Source organism: Nocardia callitridis (genome assembly GCF_039543305.1).
GTDB lineage: Bacteria > Actinomycetota > Actinomycetes > Mycobacteriales > Mycobacteriaceae > Nocardia > Nocardia callitridis.
Genome location: NZ_BAABJM010000002.1, coordinates 418,448 through 438,002, shown reverse-complemented (window position 1 = coordinate 438,002; position 19,555 = coordinate 418,448). Strand labels below are relative to the sequence as shown.

Sequence of the window (19,555 nt, the reverse complement as noted above, 5' to 3'; positions counted from 1 at the left end):
ACCCAGGCCGCTGAAGATGTTGCCGAACGCGCTGAAGAGATCGCCGAGGCTACTCAGGTCAACCGAACCCATAACTTGCTCCTATCAACTGTGTTGGTCCCGCGATGCCGCAACACCGCCGCATACATTGATAGATCCGTAATATGAACGTTATGTAATCCGATTGTGAACGCGAGTTTAAGTTGCTGGTCGTCGGTTCAAATAAGCCATCGACAGTAAATCACAGAGGTGTGATGCATCGATAATGCCGTGACCCTGTTCACAGGAAACACGCGGTGTGGCGATGATCAATTTATGAAAATCGGCCCGAAAAGTCCGTTATGAGCGTTAACGGACAGATCGCCGGAGGGTTCCCAACTCAGACATCCCCGGAAGTCCAGTCCCAAGGTGGTCGCGATGCGCCCACGTTCCACGCCGCCAACCGAGCGTTGTCGACCAGCCGGACCCCCAGGCGCTGCGCGGTCTCCCGCGCGGGCCGGGTGAATCGTGAGGTCGTGACGAGGACGGCGATGTCGTATTCGTGCCAGGTATTGATGCCACCCACGAACTGCTGCATGTCCTTGTCGCCGACGGGGTTGCCGATGCGGTAGCGCTTGGCCTGGACGATGAGGCGCCGACCGTCGGGGGTGCGCGCGGTGACGTCGACGCCGCGGTCCCCCGAGCCGCCACACACCCGCACGTCGTGGCAGCCGCCCTCGCGGCAGAGCGACGCCACAGCGTCCTCGAATTCCTTGTCGTTCATCGAGTGGAACGGCAGCACGGCGCGCAGACGGTCTTGTTTCCGCTCGACCTGCCTGCGCACGTACACTTTTCGGCTGATCAACGCGCACGTCACCGCAACGACGATCGCGACCACCATCGCGACGATGAGCGCCAGATTCTCGCGAGCCAACCGCAATAGTGGCGCCAAGACGATCACCCCCGCGATGCCCGCCATGCATACCAACCCCGCGTTGTTGGAACGACGCCGTCGCGCCATGCGCAACCCCCTTGCTCGACGATAAGAACCCGAATCAGACCCGAGACCACCCTGCTACCGATCGATCACGACACTGTAGCCCGGGTCACCGACACGTTCTGCCGAAATCGATACGCGCGCAGTCGTTGCCGAGCCCGGCACCGAGGAACGCCTCGACGGCCGCGAGTGCCGGTGCGGCGCTATGCGCGTGGTGCTCGCCGACAGCGTCAGGGCACGCGGAACGCCCGCCGATAGGCGCCGGGAGTGGTGCCGACTCGACTGTGGAAACGTCGACGCAGATTGACCGCGGTGCCGAGACCGACACGCGCGGCGATGGACTCGACGGACAGGTCGGTCTGCTCGAGCAGGACCCGAGCCCGCGACACTCGGCGCGAGAGCAGCCACGCACCGGGGCTCGTACCGAGTTGGTCGGCGAAGCGGCGGGCGAGTGTGCGCGTCGAGATGCTCAGATGCGCGGCCATCTCCGCTACCGAGACCTCTGCGGACAGCCGGTCATCCGCCCAGGTGAGTAGGCCGTCGAGTGCGTCGCAGGGAGGCTGTGTCGGCACGTATTGCACCTGACCACCGTCGCGCTGCGGTGGCATCACCATGTGCCTGGCAATGATGGCGGCGTGCTCCGCGCCGTGATCATTGCGCACCAGATGCAGGCACAGGTCGATCCCCGCTCCCGCTCCCGCACTGGTGGCTATGTCCCCGTGGTCTATATAAAGTCGGTCCGGCTCCACCTGGATCAGTGGAAATTCGCGGGCGAGCTGCGCGGCGTTCGCCCAGTGTGTGGTGGTCGAGCGTCCGTCGAGCAGGCCGGTGCGCGCCAAGGCGAACACCCCGGAACAGATCGTGACGAGCCGCGCCCCTCGGCCGTGTGCGCGGAGAAGCGCTTCGCGCACATCGTTGTGCAGCGGTGCTTCCACGGGCGTCCACCCGGGGATGATCACCGTGTCCGCCGACTCGAGGGCCGCCAAGCCGTGTGCGACGGAAATCGCGTATCCGGCGGACGTCGCCACCTGTCCCGGCTCCTGGGTGCAAACGTCGAACTCGTAATGCTGCGTCACTCCCGTGCGCCGGGTGCCGAATACCTCCATGGCACAACCGAGTTCGAACGTCGACTGCACCGGTCGCACGAGGGCCAGCACGCGATGCATGGCAGAAATGTACCCCTTGACGTCTTCTCTGACACTGTTGGGCTGGCACGGCGCGCGGCAGGGTGAGAACCATGCTCTCCGAAATCCTCGATCAACCGGGTTATGTCGCCGTCACGGTGGCTGACGCGCCCGTTCGCGAACTGTTCCCCGGTGTTCGACTGCGGCCGCTGTGGTCGAACCTGTCGGGCGCCCACGCCAACATTCTGGAGATGGACCCCGGCGCGGCGTGGCCGCACCGCGATGTGCACGAGCCGGGCCCCGAAGAGGTCTTCGTCGTCGCGGGAGTCTTCGATGACGGTGCACGCGACTACCCGGCCGGTACTTTCCTGCACGCGCCGGCCGGGTCGTGGCACGTACCCGCGACCACAACCGGTTGCACACTGTTCTTGTTCTACCCGGAGGGATGACGGGGCCGATGACGAGCGGCCTTTCGGCGCAGGCTGACTGGTGATCGGCGGGCGGTAGGGCCGCCCACGCCGTGGTAGCCGAGGCAGCCCGATCCGAGACTTTTCGCCTGGCAGCCTGCGCGGGGTGGGGGTAGCAACACCTCGGACAGGCCTGTCCGCTCCCTCGCGTCGGCCGTCCGCCGCGACCGACCATGGATCGAGGAACGCGACAGCGCCGCACGTGCCAGATCAGGGCCGCAAGGTTTCTTTAACGGATCACTTAGTGCTGGCGGGTGTGCTGTCTGCGTACATAGGTTCGGCCTTGCTCAGCTCAGTGATCGGAGACGCAGTGATTACGACATTCCCGAGTCTTGCCGCAACGGCGACACCGGAGGTCGTCCTCGGCTATCGCGACCGAGGGTGGACGGTCGCGGAGACCACCAACGGCCTGTGTCTGATCACCGACGCGCGCATCGGTGCCGTCGAGTTCGTCGACAACGTCGCCGAGGGCGTCGAACGGTACTTGCGTGCCAACGCGCTTTCCGGCCCCTGCCTCGAGATCCCGGGCCGCAGCCGTCGGCACATTCACCTGGTCGTGGGGATCGACAGGGCCCCCGGCGCCGTGGCAACACTGCATGCGGCCGGGGCGGTCGTACACACGCAAGGCGCCACACTCGCCTTGCCGCCGACCCGGTTGTCGACGGGCTCGGTGCGCTGGCTCCTCTCCCCCGAGCAAGCGCCCTGGGTGCCGCCGGTCGTCACACTGGCCGCCGCGGTCCGCGCCACCCGGGACGGCTGCGCCGACGTCGAGCGGCGAACCAGCGCCACCGCCTGAATCGCGCAGACCCACGCCGAGTAGGGGTTGAGGAGCATCCGGGCCGCGAGATCAAGGCCCAGGCCAACCTCACCGAGGGCCGCCACGACCTGGCGCGGCGAATCTTCCACGGTCGCAAAGGCAAAATGACGCGCACCTACTACAACGGCACGGAAGACCAGCTCGAAGCCCTCGGTCTGGTGCTGAACCGCGTGGCGCTGTGGAACACCGCCACCTCGACATTGACCGCGACCGCCGGCCGGGCCTTACGGTCAGTGAGAAACTGCGGCCCGGACTGACGCCCGGCCAGCATCCTCGGCAGGAGCCCGGCGCGCGACTCACTTTCTGTCCACCGCGACTCCTGCGCTGGTGCGGCATAGGGCGAATCGCGAACGCACGGGAGGCAGCTCGGACAGCTGCCCTGACTGCGGGAGGCCCGCGTCACGGCGCGGACGCCACGTCGAGGGCGACCAACACGAACAGTTGGCCTCGCCTGCCCTCATCGCAGGCTAGGCCAACTGCCGCGCGAAGTCGCTGTTACTCCAGGGTTTTCGCAGCGAGGGCGCGCACCTCCTCGGCGTCCGCACACCGCAGCGCCTCGTCGGCGATCCTGCGGCACTGCGACAAATCCAGTTCGCGCACGCGGGCTTTGGTCAGCGGGATCGCCGGCGGCGACACACTCAACTCATCGACGCCGAGTCCGAGTAATACGGCGGCGGCGGTCGGATCGGCAGCGGCCTCTCCGCACACCGCGACATGCGCCGAGCCCGCGTCCTCGCACACCATCGCGATCAGTCGGAGTACGCCGGGGTCCAGGGGGTCGGCGAGGGAATTGAGCGCGTCGTTGCCGCGTTCGGCGGCCAGGGCGTATTGGGTCAGATCGTTGGTGCCGATGCTGAAGAAGTCGACGTGCTCGGCGAAGGTCGCGGTTTTGGCCGCCGTCGCGGGGACCTCGACCATGATGCCCACCTCCAGGGCAATCTCCGGCGCGACCACCTCGTCGAGAACGCCTCGGGCCGTGAGCAGTTCGTCCAGTTGCGTGATCATCGGGAACATCACGCTCACCGGATGATCGGCGGCTACTCTGCCGATGGCGGTCAGTTGGTCGCGTAGGAGGTCTCGTCGTTCCAGTGTGAGCCGGATGCCTCGGACGCCGAGGAACGGATTGGCTTCCTCGGGTTGGGCGACATACGGCAGCGGTTTGTCGCCACCCACATCGAGGGTGCGTAGCACGATGCGGCGCCCGGCGAACTGTTCGGCGATGGCGCGGTAGACCTGTTCCTGTTCGTCGATCGAAGGTGCGCTCTCGCGGTCGAGGAACAGGAATTCGGTCCGCACGAGACCCGCCAGATCGGCGCCGCCCTGGACGGATTCGGCGGCGGTGTCCACATCGCCGACATTCGCGGCGACCTGGACTGTCAGGCCGTCACGGGTGACAGCGGGTTCGGACGCGTTCGCCTCGGCGTCGCGCCGTCGTTGTCGGTGTGCGTCGGCCAATCCGGTGAATTCCGCCAGTGTTGCCGGATCGGGGTCGACGACGACCGTGCCCGCTCCCCCGTCCAACGCGATCACGGTGCCCTCGCCCACTGACAGGATGTCCGCACCCGCGCCCACCACGGCGGGGATTCCCCGTGAGCGCGCGAGGATCGCGCTGTGCGAGGTCGGACTGCCCTGTGCGAGCACGATTCCCGTCACGATGTCGCGGTCGAGCCCGGCCGCCTGTGCCGGTGTGAGGTCCGACGACACGAGCACGCCCGGGCGTGTGACGATGTCGATGCCGTGGCCGAGCAGCACGGCGAGTACCTGATCGCGGACCGCACGGAGGTCGGCGGCACGCGCGCGCTGGTATTCGTCGGTCAACCGATCCAGTTCGGCGGCGGCTGATTCCAGCACCTGGTTCCATGCTGCCGCGGCCGAGCGACCCGCCAGGATGCCGCGATGTACGGCGTCGATGAGGTCGTCGTCTTCCAGCAGGAACAGGTGTGCGCGGAAGATGTCGGCTTCGGCACCCGCGCTCGCCCGGGTGCGTTCGATGTCGTCGGCTACGTCATCGATGGCGTTGTCGAGGAGGGCACGCTCCAGTTCCGGTGGCCCGGAGGGTGCTTCGGTGACGACGAGTTCCGCGTGGCCCAGTCGCCACACCGGGCCGATGCCGATGCCGTCCGACGCGGGATACGGACCGGTGCCGCGTTCGGGAAGGTGATGCCCGGCGGCACTCGAATCGGTCGAGTCGTCCGTTTCGTCGAAGCGCTGTGCGGCCAACTCGAGTAGTCGGTCCACCGCATCGGCCGCGCCGGGGCCTGTTGCCTCGACGCATATTTCGTGTCCGCACAGGGCGCCGAGTGCGGCGACTCGACTGAGGCTCTTGCCGGACACCCGGCCGGTGCCCGTCGTCAGATTGCGCAGGTATACCGAGGCAGGTAGCCACCGTACCTCGGCGACGAGGCGGGCTGCTGGTCGAGCGTGCAGCCCGTGGGTGTTGGCGACGACGAATCGTCCGCTCACGGCGGATTCCTCGGCGGACTCGCCCTCGGCGTCCGGCCTTGCGGCGACGGGCACTCCGAGGTGAGTCTGCTTGCCCGCCAGCGCTTCCCGCGCTTCGATTGCCGCCTCGTCGAGGTCGGCGCCGCCGGCGGCGGAGACCGCGGCCGCGATCAAGCCCTCCACGAACGGTGCCGCGCAGAGCCGGACCTCGTGCGGAGATTCGAGGAGGTCGATCGCGAGTTCCGCCGAGAGCACCGCGCTACCGAGGTCCATCAGGACCAGAACGCCGTCCCCGGAGTCCGCGTGCGCGATGGCCTCGGACACCGCTACCGCGTCGGTGCCGAGTGTGTGTTCGTCGAGTCCGGCCGCGACGACGATCCGTACGGACTCACCGTGCAGCATCTCCTGCGCCAAACCCACCGCCGCGGTCGCCAGCGACCGACTGTGCGAGACCGCCACGATGCCGATCATTGGGCCGCCCGCCATGCGGCGAGCACCAACAGCGCCGCGCTGGCCGCGCCGGGATCGCGGTGCCCCACGCTGCGTTCGCCGAGATAGGAGGCGCGGCCTTTGCGTGCCAGCATCGGAATGGTGGCATCGGAGCCGTCCTCGGCGGCGGTGGTCGCGGCATCCAGTGCCGCCGCCAGTGAATCCCCCGCGGCCAGTCGGCGGTCGAGTTCGTCGGCGGCGGGGGCCAGGGCGTCGAACATCGTCTTGTCGCCGAGTTCTGCCTTGCCGCGCGCGACGACCTTGTCGAGGCCGCCGCGGAAGGCGGCCGCGAAATCGGTGGTGTCGAGTTTCTTGTCGCCCAGTGCGGTCGCGCAGCCGAGGAAGAAGGACCCGTAGAGCGGGCCACTTGCCCCGCCGACGGTCCTGATCAGCGTCATGCCCACCTGTTTGAGTTGTTCGGCCGCCGAGCCCGGTGCGGCGTCGGCCAGTGTCTCGACCACGGCCGAGGTGCCTCGCCGCAAATTGCTGCCGTGGTCGGCATCGCCGATCGCGGCGTCGAGTGCGGTCAGTTCATCGGTGTGTTGCTCGATCAGCTCGGCGAACGCACGAACCCATTCGTTCGGATCGATCATCGTCATACTCCCCAGCGCAGGGCGGGCGTACGCACCGGCGCATCCCACAGGTTCAACAGGTCGTTGTCGACCTTGGTCAAGGTCACCGAGCATCCGGCCATATCCAGCGAGGTGATGTACGGGCCGACCAGGTTGCGGGCGATCTCGACACCGTGCGCGTCCAGGATCTTGGCGACCTCGTTGTACATGACATACAGCTCGAGTAGCGGTGTGGCGCCCAAGCTGTTGACGAAGCAGATCACCGCGTCGCCCTTCTCGTATGGCAGGTCCGCCAGGATCGGCTCCACCAGAATCGCGGCGGCTTCGCGCGCCGAGACGAGCTCCGTGCGGCGGCGGCCGGGCTCGCCGTGAATGCCGACGCCCACCTCCATCTCGTTCTCGCCGATCTCGAAGGTCGGATGTCCCGCCGCGGGAACCGTGCAGGAGGTGAGTGCGACGCCCATGCTGCGCGAGTGAGCGTTCGCCGTTCTTGCCACCTCGGCGACCTCGGCCAGTGACCGGCCCGCTTCGGCGGCCGCGCCCGCGAGCTTCTCGGCGATGACGGTCGCGCCGACCCCACGGCGGCCGGCGGTGAACAGGCTGTCCTGCACCGCCACATCGTCGTTCACCACCACGGCGGCGACCTGGGTCCCGGATTCGAGGTCGGCGAGTTCGGCGGCCATCTCGAAGTTCATCACGTCGCCGGTGTAGTTCTTCACGATGTGCAGCACTCCGGCGCCCGCGTCGACCGCGGTCGTGGCGGCGACGATCTGATCGGGCACCGGGGAGGTGAATACCTCACCCGCGCAGGCGGCATCGAGCATGCCGAGACCGACGAATCCCGCGTGCATCGGTTCGTGGCCGGAGCCGCCCCCCGAGAGCAATCCCACCTTCCCCGGTCTCGGGGCCTCGGCACGCAGGACGGTCTTGTTCTCGTGGTCCACCCGTAGTTCGGGGTGGGCGGCGGCGATCCCCGACAACGCGTCACCGACCAGGTCGGCCGGGTCGTTGATCAGCTTCTTCATCGAGTTCTCCTGTGCTGCGGTGGTTTCGAGCCGGACTCGTCGTATGCCGCGACGCCGAGACCGCCCGCCCTCACGCCGTGGACGAGTGTGGTTGTCTGACACGCGTACGAAGCCGCGCGCCGTGATTTTCGAAACACATTCGACATTGTCGAATGATGTTCGTAGACTACGACGATGTAGCGCAAGTCACAACCCCCGACCGGGGGTTGCCGAGATTTCCGATGGAGGAGCCGCGTGATCCAGTCCGTCGACCGGGCCGTTCGCATCCTGTTCGCCCTACAGGGCGCGCGGCGGATGACCCTGTCCGAGCTCGCGGCGGAGCTCGGTCTCGCCTCGACCACGGTGCACGGGATCGTGCGCACGCTCGCCACCCACGGCGTCGTCGTGCAGGAACACGGGGGCGGGCGCTACCAGTTGGGACCGGCGGTACTGCGGATGGGCAACGTCTATCTCGATACCCTCGACCTGCGTTCGCGCGCACTCACCTGGGCGCACGAACTGGCCAAGACGACGGGTTTCGCGGTCAGGGTAGGTGTGCTCTTCGGCGGGGATGTCGTCATCATTCATCATGAGCCGCGCCCGGACGGCAGCCGGCAGATGCCCGAGGTCGGTATCGAAATCCCCTCGCATACGAGCGCTTTGGGCAAGGCGATGCTGGCGTTTCTCGACCATCCCGAGGGCCCGCTACGCAGCATGACGGGCGAGACGATCACCTCGACGGACGCACTGCGCGACCATCTCGCTCCCACGATCACCTCGGGGATCGCCCGGGAATGCGACGAGGCCGTACTCGGTGAATCCGGTGTCGCCGGAGCCATCTTCGATCGAGCGGGCGTGGTGGTCGGTGCCGTGGGCGTCGTGATCCCCACCCCCGACTGGCCCGCCTCGGAAGCCACCGTCGAGGCGGTACGCACCGCGGCGCGTACGGTCACCCGCGAGCTGGGGTCCAACCAGTGGCCGGTTCCGCCGACCACGGCGTAAACCCCGCTGCCACACAACGATCGCGGGCCCGGAGCTGAGATGCTCCGGGCCCGCGATCGTGGCGGTCGCGTCAGTCGACTACCTGGGTGCCTCCGGCGAACTGGTCGTGCCACCCCTGCTTGGTGGGGCTGGAACTCACCGTGACCGCGATCGCGATCGCGCCGATGAACCACAGCACGGGGCCGACGCACGGGATGATGGCGAGCAGCATGTAGGCGTTACGGAACGCGGATTCCTTGATATTCGGCTTGTCGCCGCCGCCAGCACCTCTGACGTGCAGTCCGAGCAGCTTCTTGCCGGGGGTCGATCCTGAGGTCACCTCGAAGACGAGGAAGTACAGGAACCCGAATCCGGCACCGGGAAGGATGCCCACCCAGTCCGGTACGTTCGCCTTGTTCAGTAACCAGAACACGATGCCGCCGACGATGCCCGCGATGATCCAGTCGATGAATCTGGCCGCCGCGCGCTTGCCGAGACCACCCGGCGAAACTCCAGCGGCCGTCCCCAGTTGCGGGTCGAATCCACCTGTGCTCACGTTGCTCCTCCTGGTATGTGGCGACCTCACCTGAACGAGGTGTCGTGCCGTCCGTGGCGTGTGCGGTCCTACGATCTCACAAATGTCCGATTTCGTCGGGGTTATCCCATCGCGTTCGGCCACAGCCGTGGCCGATTCGGCCGACCTCGACCACTGATCGACCTGCGAGGATCTGATCATGAACGGTAAGGCGGCGCGCACGCCCCAATCCGATATGTCCGTGTCCGGCGGCCGCACGCGTAATCCGCGCGGCCAGGGCGACCGATTACGCGGTGAAATCCTGGCCGCGGCCAGCAGATTGCTCTCCGAACTCGGCGGTGAGCAAGCGGTGACCATCCGAGGAGTGGCGCGGGCGGCGGGAATCGCTCCCGCGAGCATCTACGAACATTTCGCCGACAAGTCGGCGCTGATCGACGGCCTTGTCGTGCACGACCACGATCGTCTGGCGGACGCACTCGGCGAGGCGGGGTCGGCGCACGATGCGAGGCAGGCCCTGACCGACCAGATGCACGCCTACTGCCGGTTCGCGGTCGAGAACCCGAGTCACTATCGGCTCTTGCTCACCCGGCGTAAAGCGCTGCGCGACAGCGCCTCACTGACCCCCATCCTCGCCTCGGTCTCGGAGAACTTCGAGCGATGCGCGAAAAATGGCTACCCGCTGCGGATGTCGCCCGATCGCGCCGCGCAGATGGTATTCGTCGGCACCCACGGTCGAGTGGCGTTGTTCCATACCTCCGACTCCGAGGACGATCTCGCGACCGTGCTGGCTTTCGCCGACGAACTCATCGGTCTGATGTTCCTTTCGGGTGCCGATCAGTGAAACTCGCCGTACCATCAACGTTGTAACCGAACGATTGTTCGGCCAGAACGAATTGCTTGGAGGCTCGGTGACCAACACTCTGACGCCCACGTCCCAACAGGCCCCGCCGACTTATCCCATGGCACGCACTCCCACCTGCCCGTTCAATCCACCGCCCGAGCTGGGTCGACTGCGGGAGACCGAGCCCATCAGCCGCGTGCGGATCTGGAACGGTGACCAAGGTTGGCTGATCACCCGCTACGAGGACGTGCGCTCGGTGCTCATCGATCCTCGCTTCAGCGCCGATCCCGACAAGCCCGGCTACCTTCCGGTCACAGCGGCCGGCCAGGCGCGGCGGCGACGGTCGAAAAGCTTTATCTCCATGGACAATCCCGAACACGACGTGATGCGTCGCATGCTGACCAGGGACTTCATGGTCAAACGCGTCGAGGCGATGCGTCCGCGCATCCAGCAGATCGTCGACGGGCTGATCGACGATCTGCTCGCGGCGGGCCCACCGGCGAACCTGGTCTCGGACTTCGCATTACCCGTTCCGTCCTTGGTGATCTGCGAACTGCTCGGAGTTCCCTACACCGATCACGAGTTCTTCCAGCGGTGCAGTAGCACGCTGATCGCGATGAACACCAAGCCGGAGATCGCGATCGCGGCCAGCGAGGAATTGCGCGATTACCTGGGCGCATTGGTCCAGCGCAAACAAGGCGAACCCGAGGACTCGACCGTGCTGAGTCGGCTCGCCCACAATCAGGTCGCCAAGGGCGAGCTCACCGTCGACGAGGCGGTCGACACCGGGTTGCTGCTGCTGATCGCCGGGCACGAGACCACCGCGAACATGATCGCGCTCGGCACGCTCGCCTTGCTCGAACACCCCGAACAGCTTGCGCAACTGCGTGATTCGCCGGACCCGGCGCTGGTGCGCTCCACCGTCGAGGAAATGCTGCGCTACCTCACCATCGTGCACAGCGGCCGACGTCGGGTGGCCATCGAAGACGTCGAGGTCGGCGGCCAGCTGATCCGGGCAGGAGAAGGCATCATCGTCGCGGGTGAGGCGGCCAATCGGGATGCGAACGCCTTCCCCGACGCACCCGACGAACTCGACATCCATCGCGACGCGCGCCATCACGTGGCCTTCGGCTACGGCATCCACCAGTGCCTGGGGCAGCCGCTGGCACGGGTGGAACTACAGGTCGTCTACAGCACGCTCTACCGTCGCATTCCGACGTTGCGGCTCGAGGGTGACCTGGCCGACGTGCGGTTCAAGAACGACATGGTGGTTTACGGCGTGCACGCGCTTCCGGTGACCTGGTAAAGGAGAGAAAACATGAAAGTTCTTCTGGACGAAGACAAGTGCATCGGATCCGGGCAGTGCGTGATGGCGGCACCCGAGGTGTTCGACCAACGCGACGAAGACGGTATCGCCTTCCTGCTCACCGATGCCGTCACCGATGACGAACCCGCCCGCCAAGCCGCCAGGATCTGCCCGGCGCTGGCGATCGAAGTCAGCGACGAGTAGTTCCGAAACAGCCCGCACCACGCATAGCTCCCCGGGTGTCGGACCGAGAAACTCGGTCGCGACATCCGGGGAGCTGTTGTGTGCGAAGACCATTCGATCGGCCGGGCAGGTCGTGACGCGACCGCGGGGTCCGCGCCCGACGCGATGTCGAGCCCGAACCCCGCGTCACACCCGATATTTCGGTGCTACGGCTGGTCCCAGGTGACCAGCAAGCGCTCCGGCCCGCGCGTGGACATGCCGGTCTTCCAATCGATGCCGGACTCCTCGTCGACGATCCGGAGACCGGGTAGGCGCTCGAGCAGGGTTTGCAGCGCGACCTGGAGTTCCATCCTGGCCAGTGGCGCGCCGAGGCAGTGATGCGGACCGTGCCCGAAACCGACGTGATGCGCGCCGGAACGCCGCAGATCCAGGACGTCGGCGTCGGGGAAGATCGACTCGTCCCGGTTGCCGGAGGCCACCGCCGCCATCACCGGCTCGCCCGCACGCACGAGCACACCGCCGACTTCGATGTCTTCGGTTGCGTACCTGGCGGTTCCGACGGCCGCGCCCAGCGGCGTGAAGCGCATCAGTTCCTCGACCGCTCGCGGCAGCAGGTCGGGATCGGCGCGCAATTGCGCGAGCTGATCGGGGTGATGCAGCAGGATGTAGACGAAATTCGGAATCTGCGACGCGGTGGTTTCGTGTCCGGCGACCAGGATGGTCTGGCCCATCGAGATGAGCTCGTCTTCGGAAAGCCGATCGTGCTCGTCGCGCGCTTGCACCAGGTCGCTGAGCATATCGTCCTGCGGCTGCACGCGGCGCTGCGCGACGAGTTCGGCGATGTAGTCACGCATCCGCTGGGAGTAGAGCGCGACTTCCTCCGGGGTGAAGCGGGTGGTGGACAAAAACGCGTCCGACCAGAGCCGGAAGTCGGTGCGGTCCTCGAACGGCACGCCGAGCATCTCGCAGATGACAGTGATCGGCAGGGGTAATGCGAAGTCCGCCACCAGGTCCGACGGCGCGCCGCGCTCGATCATGCCGTCGACCAGTCGTTCGGCGATGCCGGTGACCTCCGGCCGCAATTCGGCCATCCGGCGCGCGGTGAACGCTTTCAGCACAAGCCGCCGCAGCCGACTGTGTTCGGGTGGGTCGACGCTGAGAATGTTGCCCGGCGCGGAAATCAGTGGCCGCACGCGCGGCTCGTCCCGTCCCGTTGCCTCGGCGCGGCTGAAGCGGCGGTCGCCGAGCACGACCTTGATGTCTTCGTATCGTGTTGCCAGCCAACCGGGTTCACCGTAGGGCAACTGAATCCTGCTCAGCGGCGCGTCTGCGCGCAGCTCGGCGAAAAGGGGGTCGGGTTCGAGTCGATCCAGCTCATTCGCGGGGAAAATCTTCGGTTCCGTGGTGGTCACGCCGCCTCCTCGATGCTTACTCAACTAACACCGCCCCCTCCGGGAGCGGATGGCTCGGAAAACGCGGCTGGCTAGCCGCGCAGGGCCGGTGCGAGCAGGTGGCAGACCGCGTCCGCGAGCAGGTCGAGCGGGTCCTCGGTTTCCACCGCCCAGCCACCGCTGATCCAGACGGTGAGGAACGACTCGGTTTGCAGCACGGCCATGAGCGCGCGCTGTCGCCGATCGGCGGGCGAACAGCCTTGCCAGCGTTCAGGATTGCCGCACAATGCGGTGACGTGCCGCTCGTGCGCCGCCAAGTAGCGTTGCCCCGCTTCGTCGGAGCTGCGCGCGATGCTCGTGCCAGCACTGCTGAGCACACGGATCGTCGGCGTCAGCGCCGCCCAGCGCGCGACAAGCCTGGTCAGCCATTCGCGGACCACGGATCGGGTCCATTCGGGGATGTCGGTGAGTTCGGCGTATGCCTCGTCGATCGAGCCGTACACCCGCGCGACGACGGCGTCGACGAGTTCGGCCTTCCCCCCGGCGAAGTGGGCGTACACGGTGGCCCTGGTGACGCCAGCCGCGCGCGCGATGTCGTCGATCGTCGCGCCGAGAAACTGCTTCTCACCGAACACGGTGACCGCCGCGTCGAGGACGCGATTGTGGGTCAGCGTCTTCTGTTCTTCTCGAAGGCTCGGTCGCCCCTGCGGCATCTCCGATATCGCAGACATCGCGACCGCACCCTCGGCTTCCATTCCTTCACAGTACGATTCGGATAGTGGTTATACAAGTTGTATAGCGAATTGGCGCCACTGGGCCATCGGACGATGCGTGTGAAACAACAAGGCCCGTTGCGGGTTTCACCCTGTGGTGAAACCCGCAACGGGCAGCGGTGGGTGTCGCGAGGACGATCCGCCTCGACCGACTACTTCGCGGCAGCCGCGAAAGTGGGCTCCAGCTTGTCCAGCAGGTACGGAACATTCAGTGGGGTCGGCTGATTGATCCCACTGCCAGCGGCCATGTCGACGAAGGCGATGCTGTCGGCCCGTACGGCGGGCAGGTTGTCGTAGCCGGGCAGCCGCTTGAACGCTTCCTGGAGATCGGGCGTCGCCGTGACCACGAGCAGATCCGCGGTCAGGTCACCGATGCGCTCGGGTGAGAGCGTCAGTCGACCCATCGCGCCCCGCTGATCGACCAGGCTCTGCGGAATGGTCAAGCCGAGGCGGCTGAACAGTTCGGTGGAGCCGTCCTTCGGATCGTTGGACACCACCAGTTGCGTGGAGGTGAACAGGAACGTGCTGGTGAATGTCTTGCCTTGCAGTGCGGGATGCCGGGCGGCGGCCGCGGTGATCTCGGCGTCGATATCGCCGACCACCTTCGCCGCCTCGTCCTGCTTGTGCAGGATTTTTCCGAGTGCGCTCACCTGATCGCGCCACGGATCGACACCGGCGCTCGTCAGCGAGCCGACGGTGGGCGCGAACTTCGCGAGCTTGTCGAAGGTGGCCTGATCGGCCAAATAGTCCGGCACCAGGATGAGATCGGGATTCTGCGCGGCGATTTGCTCGACGACATCGCCCTGCGGGTCGAGTGGTTTCGCCTGCTGCAACGTGGCGGGCTCCCATTCGGGAGTTCCCCCGGCGACGGCGGCGACCGTGTCGATGTAGGCCACGGGGGTGACGCCCAGCGACTGGACGGCGTCCAACCACTGATTGCCCAGCGCCACAATGCGTTCCGGAACGCCGTCGATCGAGGTCTCGCCTCGGTTGTGCTTGATGACGGTGGCCGCCGTCGCGGTGCTCGAACTCGGTTCGTCGTCGGACCCACACGCCACCACGGTGAGTGCGAGCCCGCCCGCGAGGACCGCGGCGATCGCGGATTTGATCGGTCTCATCTGTGCTCCCAATTTCCTGATTGCAGTGAATGCGCCGCACTGGCGCGTGATTCGAGCCCCGCCTCGAAGTCTTCGACCCACGCCCCGTGGACGTATCGGGTATCGCCGCAGCGGAGTGTTCCCACTGGTGGCCCGGTCATATGGCCGCCTTTCGACGCGCGCGGACCAGGAGAAACAGCAGACCCACGCCGCCCGCCGCGGAGGTCACGATCCCGACCGGCAGTGGGGTCGGCAGCACCGTGCGCGCAACGATGTCACCGCCGACCACGAGCGCCGAACCCACCAGTACCGACGTCACGATCGGTTCCATCGGCGAGCGCACGAACAGGCGCGCGATCTGCGGTGCGGCGAGAGCGATGAATCCGATGGGTCCGCACGCCGAGGTGGCCAATGCCGCCGCCGCGACGGCGGCCAGCAGCACCAAGGCTTGCCGCAGGGAAAGCCGCACGCCCAGCGATCGCGCCTTGTCGTCGCCGAAACGCAGGACGGCCAGCGTCGGGATCGACCACACGGCGACCGCGCCCGCGACGAGCAACCCGATCACCGGCGGCCACAACCGAGTCCACGAGGCCGCGTCGAGGGAACCGTTCAACCACACCTGCGCGCGGGTGGCGTCGGTGAGGTCGGCGTAGGTCAGCAACCAGGTGATCGCGGCGACGAGCATGGCGTTGGCGCCGATACCGATCAGCACGATCCGAAATCCGTCGAAACCGTGGCGCCAGGCGAGGCCGATGACCACCGCCATCGTCGACAATCCGCCGAGCAGTGCCGCGACGGTGACGCCGAGCACGCCGAACAGGCCCTCGCCACCCACGATGAGGGCCAGTACCGCGCCAGCACCCGCACCGGAGGTGACGCCGAGCAGGTCGGGCGCGGCCAGCGGGTTGCGCAGCAGTGATTGTGTGAGCGCTCCGGACAGTCCGAGGCAGCCGCCCGCGACGACACCGGTCAATGCCCGAGGTAACCGCAGTTCCAGGACGACGAAGCGGTGCGAGCGTGTTCCCGCGCCGCCAAGGACATTCAGCACCTCACGCACCGAGACGGCGACGTCACCGCGGCCGAGATCGACGCACACCAACGCGAATGTCAACGCCGCCAACACCATCACCAGCACCATCGCGCGTGGCCGCAGCACCGTCGACACGCCCCCGATTCGCAGGGTCGGCCTGTCGGGCACGCGCGCATCGACCGCCGAGGACTTCACAGCACGGCCAATCGTCGTCGACGCACCAGCATCACGAAGCACGGTGCACCGAACACCGCAAGCGCGATACCGACGCTCAGCTCACCGGGTGGCACCACCACTCGCCCGACGACGTCGGCCGCCAATAACACGGCCGCGCCGAGCAATCCCGAGTACGGAACCAACCAGCGGTGATCCGGTCCGGTGATCCACCTGGCCACGTGCGGAACCACCAGTCCGAGAAACGCGATCGGTCCGCACGCCGCCGTAGCCGCGCCGGAGAGCAGGGCGACGGCGGCGAGTCCGACCGCGCGCGTCACGCGAACGCGGCCACCGAGCGCGCGTGCGGTGTCCTCACCCAGCGCGAGCACGTTGAGTGCGGGCGTGTTGATCGCGGCGAGCAGCAAACCCACGACCAAGAACGGCGCGACCTGGGCGGCGACGTGGAGGTCGCGGCCACCGAGCGCGCCGACGATCCAGAATCGGAAGCTGTCGAAGGCGGTGATGTCGTCGAGCGCCAGCGCATTCGTCATCGCCTGCAGAAAGAAGGTGACGGCCGCGCCCGCGATCGCCAAGCTGAGCGGGTCTCCCCCGCCGCGTCCGAGCGCGCTGACACCGAAAACGATGAACGCCGCGATGAGCGAGCCGAGCAGAGCGAACCAGATATAGCCGCCGGGGTCGGTGATGTGGAGCAGGTGAATCGACAACACCACCGCGAACGCCGCACCGGCGTTGAGGCCGAGTAACCCGGTGTCGGCCAGCGGATTTCGGGTGTGCCCCTGCAACAACGCGCCCGCGACACCGAGTGCGACTCCGACCATCACGCCGAGCAGCGTGCGTGGCATCCGCAACTTCCACACCAGCTCGTCGCCGGGCGAGGCGTCGGCGGCGAACAACGCGTGCCACACCTGCGCGGGCGAGGTGGATTGCGCACCGATGACAAGGCTCGCGACGACGGTCAGCGCCACGAATCCCACCAGTGCGGCCACTCCGACCAGCCGTCGTTTGCGCACCGTCACGTCCCGCGCCCTATCTGCCGAATATTTTTGGTAAGGCTAACCTTAATAGACAGGAAGTGCGCTACTAACCGCGCGTCCAGTTCGTGCACCGTTCCGCTCACCACACGGGGGAAGCTGTTTCCGCAGCGCATTCGCCTTCGCGTAGTGTCAGCGCGATTGTTCGATCAGAGGGCGTGGGAAATGTCGAGACTTACGAAGTCGCTGGCCGCGGCGGGACTCACCGCTCTGGTGGTGACCGCATCCCCCGCACACGCGCAGGAACGCGAGCCCGGCTACGCCCCCACCATGGTCGTGCTCGACGCCTCGGGGTCGATGAACGCGGACGATCCGAGCGGCGGAACGAAAATGGATGCCGCCAAGACCGCGGTCCGCGACTTCGTCGACGCGGCGCCCACCACCTCGAAAGTCGGCCTCACCGCGTACGGGACCGCCACGGGCTCATCGGATGCCGAGAAGACAGCCGGATGCACCGACGTGCGAGTCCTTCGCGAGGTCGACACCCTCGACCAGGGGGCGCTCACCGCCGCCGTCGACGGAATCCGAGCCAGTGGATACACGCCGATCGGTGCGTCACTGCGCGAAGCCGCGGCGGCGCTGCCGAACTCGGGTCCGCGATCGGTCGTGCTGGTCTCCGACGGTGTGGACACCTGCGCCCCACCCGATCCGTGTGCGGTGGCACAGGAGCTGCACGAGCAGGGCGTCGACCTCGTCGTGCACGCGATCGGATTCGGCGTCGACGCGGCTTCCCGCGCGCAGCTGACCTGCATCGCGCAACAGACCGGCGGCACATACACCGATGCCGCGGACGGCCCCGCGCTCAAGCGGGTCCTGCCACGGGTGAGCCAGGCGGCATTGCGCACCTACCAGTCGACGGGAACCGCCATCACCGGGACCGAGACATACAACGGCGCTCCGGTCGCCACGCCCGGCCAATACCTGGACACCCTCGGGCAGAAGCGCGCGCAGTACTACGCCGTCGACGTGCCGCAGGGCGCGACCGCGTACTTCGGTGCGACCGTGTCGTTTCCCCGCGTGCAGCACGACGCGCCGAACGGCGATACGAGCGCACTCGCCGTGCGCGTCTACGACGCCGACGGCGCGGACTGCCACGGCTTCGAATCCGAATCCGTCGTGAACTCCAGCCACGGCGCCGCGCTCACCATCAGCAAGACCTGGGACGGCGCCACCGAGGCGAAGTCCGGCGATCGGAAGTGTCGTGGCGGCGGCCGGTACTACTTCTCTCTCGAATGGAGCACCGTCGCCGACAACATGCCCGAGCGGACACCGGTCGAACTGCTCGTCGGCATCGAACCGGCGGTCACCGATCCCGGCCCCGCGACCGCCACCGGGGATTCCCCCTTCACCGAGCCGACCGGCGAACCGACGGCAGCGGTCGGCGGCGGTTCCTTCAATGTCGCCGGGACACTGCCGAGTTCGGGCAGCTACACGGACACACTGCAACGCGGCGAATTCGTCTTCTATCGCGTGCGACTGGACTGGGGACAGGGTCTCGCCTACCGCGTGCGGTACGAAGGCACCGGCTCGCGCGGCGTCGACGGCATATCGAATGCCACGACCACGCTGTACTCACCGTTCCGTGCGGAAATCGACCACTCGTTCACCTCGTACACGGGCGAGACCACGGCTCTGCCCAACAACGATCCCGCTCTCACCACCGCGAAGGTGCGCTACGCCAACCGCACCGCCGACGCGCACGAGGATCGCAGTCAAAGCGTTCCCGGCTGGTACTACATCGCCGTCAAGCTCGGGCCAGCTCGCGAGGAGTCGGCGGGAACGCCGGTCCCGATCAGCATCGACGTCGCGGTCTCCGGACAACCCGAGCCGGGACCGATATACCAATCCAACACGGCGGGAGACGTTTTCGGCGAGAAAGGTACGCCGTCGGGCACGGACAGCACAGCGTCGACGGTGGCCGCGACCAAGGGTGACGAGGATTCCGCGACCGGGATGATCGCGCTCGCCGCGGGGGCCGCTGTGCTGCTGGTATTGGTCGGTGGCGGCGCGTTTGCCTGGAGAAAGCGCAAGGCCGCGCGGCGGTAGCGCCGAGTCGCAATCCCCCTCGTTCGCCGGGGCTACTCGCTCGGTTTCCGCGACGACACGATCGTCGGCGAGATCTGGATCGACCGGCTGCGTCCACTCTCCGGTGACCGGCCGCTCGCGCGCTACGACGACGTCACCGCACGCCGCGCGTCCGCGCTGGCGCAGCTGGACGCCGACACCGATCGGGCGGATCAGCTACGGCACGTTCATGCCGGTGCGGCTGTTCGTCCGTCAGAATAGCGAGTGCCAGCCGCCGACTCGAGCACGCTCGCGATGCCGGAGGCCGCCTCGCAC

At 67.0% G+C, this 19,555-nt stretch carries 19 protein-coding genes; 8 read left to right on the top strand and 11 right to left on the bottom strand.

All coding sequences use genetic code 11. The features are described from left to right. Window positions 1-358 precede the first annotated feature (358 nt). Window positions 359-979 carry a restriction endonuclease gene (locus tag ABEA50_RS10765; RefSeq protein WP_345495120.1) on the bottom strand — a complete coding sequence of 207 codons (621 nt, stop codon included), beginning with the start codon at window positions 977-979 and terminating at the stop codon, window positions 359-361. Between the two features lie 206 nt (window positions 980-1,185). Beyond that, the gene (locus ABEA50_RS10760; RefSeq protein WP_345495119.1) at window positions 1,186-2,121 is read right to left on the bottom strand and encodes a GlxA family transcriptional regulator; all 936 of its coding nucleotides are present in this window, start codon (window positions 2,119-2,121) and stop codon (window positions 1,186-1,188) included. 71 nt (window positions 2,122-2,192) lie between these two features. Here ABEA50_RS10760 and ABEA50_RS10755 point away from each other — a divergent pair, with 71 nt between their 5' ends. The 3 genes from ABEA50_RS10755 (at window position 2,193) to ABEA50_RS30925 (ending at window position 3,620) form a co-directional block, all read left to right on the top strand. Continuing rightward, the gene (locus ABEA50_RS10755; RefSeq protein ID WP_345495118.1) at window positions 2,193-2,528 is read left to right on the top strand and encodes a cupin domain-containing protein; all 336 of its coding nucleotides are present in this window, start codon (window positions 2,193-2,195) and stop codon (window positions 2,526-2,528) included. Between the two features lie 328 nt (window positions 2,529-2,856). Continuing rightward, complete coding sequence (locus ABEA50_RS10750; protein WP_345495117.1) at window positions 2,857-3,342, top strand: hypothetical protein; 486 nt, start codon at window positions 2,857-2,859, stop codon at window positions 3,340-3,342. Beyond that, window positions 3,249-3,620 (top strand): Tn3 family transposase, encoded by a 372-nt coding sequence (locus ABEA50_RS30925; protein ID WP_425577639.1) that lies wholly within the window; start codon window positions 3,249-3,251, stop codon window positions 3,618-3,620. Before ABEA50_RS10750 ends, ABEA50_RS30925 begins: the two co-directional genes overlap by 94 nt. A 238-nt stretch (window positions 3,621-3,858) precedes the next feature. Here ABEA50_RS30925 and ptsP read toward each other — a convergent pair whose 3' ends face one another. Genes ptsP through dhaK form a run of 3 tightly spaced genes read right to left on the bottom strand, consistent with a single transcriptional unit; the run spans window position 3,859 to window position 7,891 of the window. Next, a complete protein-coding gene (gene ptsP / locus ABEA50_RS10740; protein WP_345495115.1) occupies window positions 3,859-6,291 on the bottom strand; it encodes a phosphoenolpyruvate--protein phosphotransferase in 2,433 nt (810 codons plus the stop codon). Next, window positions 6,273-6,893 carry a dihydroxyacetone kinase subunit DhaL gene (gene dhaL / locus ABEA50_RS10735; protein WP_425577587.1) on the bottom strand — a complete coding sequence of 207 codons (621 nt, stop codon included), beginning with the start codon at window positions 6,891-6,893 and terminating at the stop codon, window positions 6,273-6,275. The genes ptsP and dhaL overlap by 19 nt, the downstream gene beginning before the upstream one ends. Then, a complete protein-coding gene (dhaK, locus tag ABEA50_RS10730) occupies window positions 6,890-7,891 on the bottom strand; it encodes a dihydroxyacetone kinase subunit DhaK (protein ID WP_345495113.1) in 1,002 nt (333 codons plus the stop codon). The genes dhaL and dhaK overlap by 4 nt, the downstream gene beginning before the upstream one ends. Window positions 7,892-8,125: 234 nt before the next feature. On the opposite strand from dhaK, the gene ABEA50_RS10725 reads away from it, so the two are divergent. Then, window positions 8,126-8,872 (top strand): IclR family transcriptional regulator, encoded by a 747-nt coding sequence (locus ABEA50_RS10725; RefSeq protein ID WP_345495112.1) that lies wholly within the window; start codon window positions 8,126-8,128, stop codon window positions 8,870-8,872. 70 nt (window positions 8,873-8,942) lie between these two features. On the opposite strand, the gene ABEA50_RS10720 is transcribed toward ABEA50_RS10725, so the two are convergent. Next, window positions 8,943-9,407 (bottom strand): RDD family protein, encoded by a 465-nt coding sequence (locus ABEA50_RS10720; RefSeq protein ID WP_345495111.1) that lies wholly within the window; start codon window positions 9,405-9,407, stop codon window positions 8,943-8,945. Window positions 9,408-9,585: 178 nt separating this feature from the next. On the opposite strand from ABEA50_RS10720, the gene ABEA50_RS10715 reads away from it, so the two are divergent. From ABEA50_RS10715 to ABEA50_RS10705, 3 genes are all read left to right on the top strand, one after another. Next, on the top strand, window positions 9,586-10,227 hold the full coding sequence (locus tag ABEA50_RS10715) for a TetR/AcrR family transcriptional regulator (protein WP_345495110.1): 642 nt from the start codon (window positions 9,586-9,588) through the stop codon (window positions 10,225-10,227). Between the two features lie 118 nt (window positions 10,228-10,345). Then, window positions 10,346-11,533, top strand: a complete 1,188-nt coding sequence (locus tag ABEA50_RS10710) for a cytochrome P450 (protein ID WP_345495109.1) — start codon at window positions 10,346-10,348, stop codon at window positions 11,531-11,533. Window positions 11,534-11,545: 12 nt separating this feature from the next. Continuing rightward, window positions 11,546-11,737 (top strand): ferredoxin, encoded by a 192-nt coding sequence (locus tag ABEA50_RS10705; RefSeq protein WP_345495108.1) that lies wholly within the window; start codon window positions 11,546-11,548, stop codon window positions 11,735-11,737. Window positions 11,738-11,922: 185 nt separating this feature from the next. On the opposite strand, the gene ABEA50_RS10700 is transcribed toward ABEA50_RS10705, so the two are convergent. The 5 genes from ABEA50_RS10700 to ABEA50_RS10680 all read right to left on the bottom strand — a co-directional run bounded on the left by ABEA50_RS10700 (window position 11,923) and on the right by ABEA50_RS10680 (window position 17,200). Further along, window positions 11,923-13,128 (bottom strand): cytochrome P450, encoded by a 1,206-nt coding sequence (locus tag ABEA50_RS10700; protein WP_345495107.1) that lies wholly within the window; start codon window positions 13,126-13,128, stop codon window positions 11,923-11,925. Window positions 13,129-13,199: 71 nt separating this feature from the next. Beyond that, window positions 13,200-13,838 (bottom strand): TetR/AcrR family transcriptional regulator, encoded by a 639-nt coding sequence (locus ABEA50_RS10695; RefSeq protein WP_345495106.1) that lies wholly within the window; start codon window positions 13,836-13,838, stop codon window positions 13,200-13,202. 194 nt (window positions 13,839-14,032) lie between these two features. Next, a complete protein-coding gene (locus ABEA50_RS10690; protein WP_345495105.1) occupies window positions 14,033-14,998 on the bottom strand; it encodes an ABC transporter substrate-binding protein in 966 nt (321 codons plus the stop codon). A gap of 136 nt (window positions 14,999-15,134) precedes the next feature. Beyond that, window positions 15,135-16,175, bottom strand: a complete 1,041-nt coding sequence (locus tag ABEA50_RS10685; protein ID WP_345495104.1) for a FecCD family ABC transporter permease — start codon at window positions 16,173-16,175, stop codon at window positions 15,135-15,137. Window positions 16,176-16,198: 23 nt separating this feature from the next. Continuing rightward, on the bottom strand, window positions 16,199-17,200 hold the full coding sequence (locus tag ABEA50_RS10680) for a FecCD family ABC transporter permease (RefSeq protein WP_345495103.1): 1,002 nt from the start codon (window positions 17,198-17,200) through the stop codon (window positions 16,199-16,201). A gap of 180 nt (window positions 17,201-17,380) precedes the next feature. On the opposite strand from ABEA50_RS10680, the gene ABEA50_RS10675 reads away from it, so the two are divergent. Beyond that, window positions 17,381-19,261: a vWA domain-containing protein gene (locus ABEA50_RS10675; RefSeq protein WP_345495102.1), complete on the top strand. Its 1,881-nt coding sequence runs from the start codon at window positions 17,381-17,383 to the stop codon at window positions 19,259-19,261. Window positions 19,262-19,555: the final 294 nt, after the last annotated feature.

Coding starts and splice junctions, on each gene's coding strand:
- ABEA50_RS10765 (WP_345495120.1), bottom strand. CDS start 979: ATGGCGCGACGGCGTCGTTCCAACAACGCGGGGTTGGTATGCATGGCG.
- ABEA50_RS10760 (WP_345495119.1), bottom strand. CDS start 2,121: ATGCATCGCGTGCTGGCCCTCGTGCGACCGGTGCAGTCGACGTTCGAA.
- ABEA50_RS10755 (WP_345495118.1), top strand. CDS start 2,193: ATGCTCTCCGAAATCCTCGATCAACCGGGTTATGTCGCCGTCACGGTG.
- ptsP (WP_345495115.1), bottom strand. CDS start 6,291: ATGGCGGGCGGCCCAATGATCGGCATCGTGGCGGTCTCGCACAGTCGG.
- dhaL (WP_425577587.1), bottom strand. CDS start 6,893: ATGACGATGATCGATCCGAACGAATGGGTTCGTGCGTTCGCCGAGCTG.
- dhaK (WP_345495113.1), bottom strand. CDS start 7,891: ATGAAGAAGCTGATCAACGACCCGGCCGACCTGGTCGGTGACGCGTTG.
- ABEA50_RS10715 (WP_345495110.1), top strand. CDS start 9,586: ATGAACGGTAAGGCGGCGCGCACGCCCCAATCCGATATGTCCGTGTCC.
- ABEA50_RS10710 (WP_345495109.1), top strand. CDS start 10,346: ATGGCACGCACTCCCACCTGCCCGTTCAATCCACCGCCCGAGCTGGGT.
- ABEA50_RS10705 (WP_345495108.1), top strand. CDS start 11,546: ATGAAAGTTCTTCTGGACGAAGACAAGTGCATCGGATCCGGGCAGTGC.
- ABEA50_RS10695 (WP_345495106.1), bottom strand. CDS start 13,838: ATGTCTGCGATATCGGAGATGCCGCAGGGGCGACCGAGCCTTCGAGAA.
- ABEA50_RS10690 (WP_345495105.1), bottom strand. CDS start 14,998: ATGAGACCGATCAAATCCGCGATCGCCGCGGTCCTCGCGGGCGGGCTC.
- ABEA50_RS10675 (WP_345495102.1), top strand. CDS start 17,381: ATGTCGAGACTTACGAAGTCGCTGGCCGCGGCGGGACTCACCGCTCTG.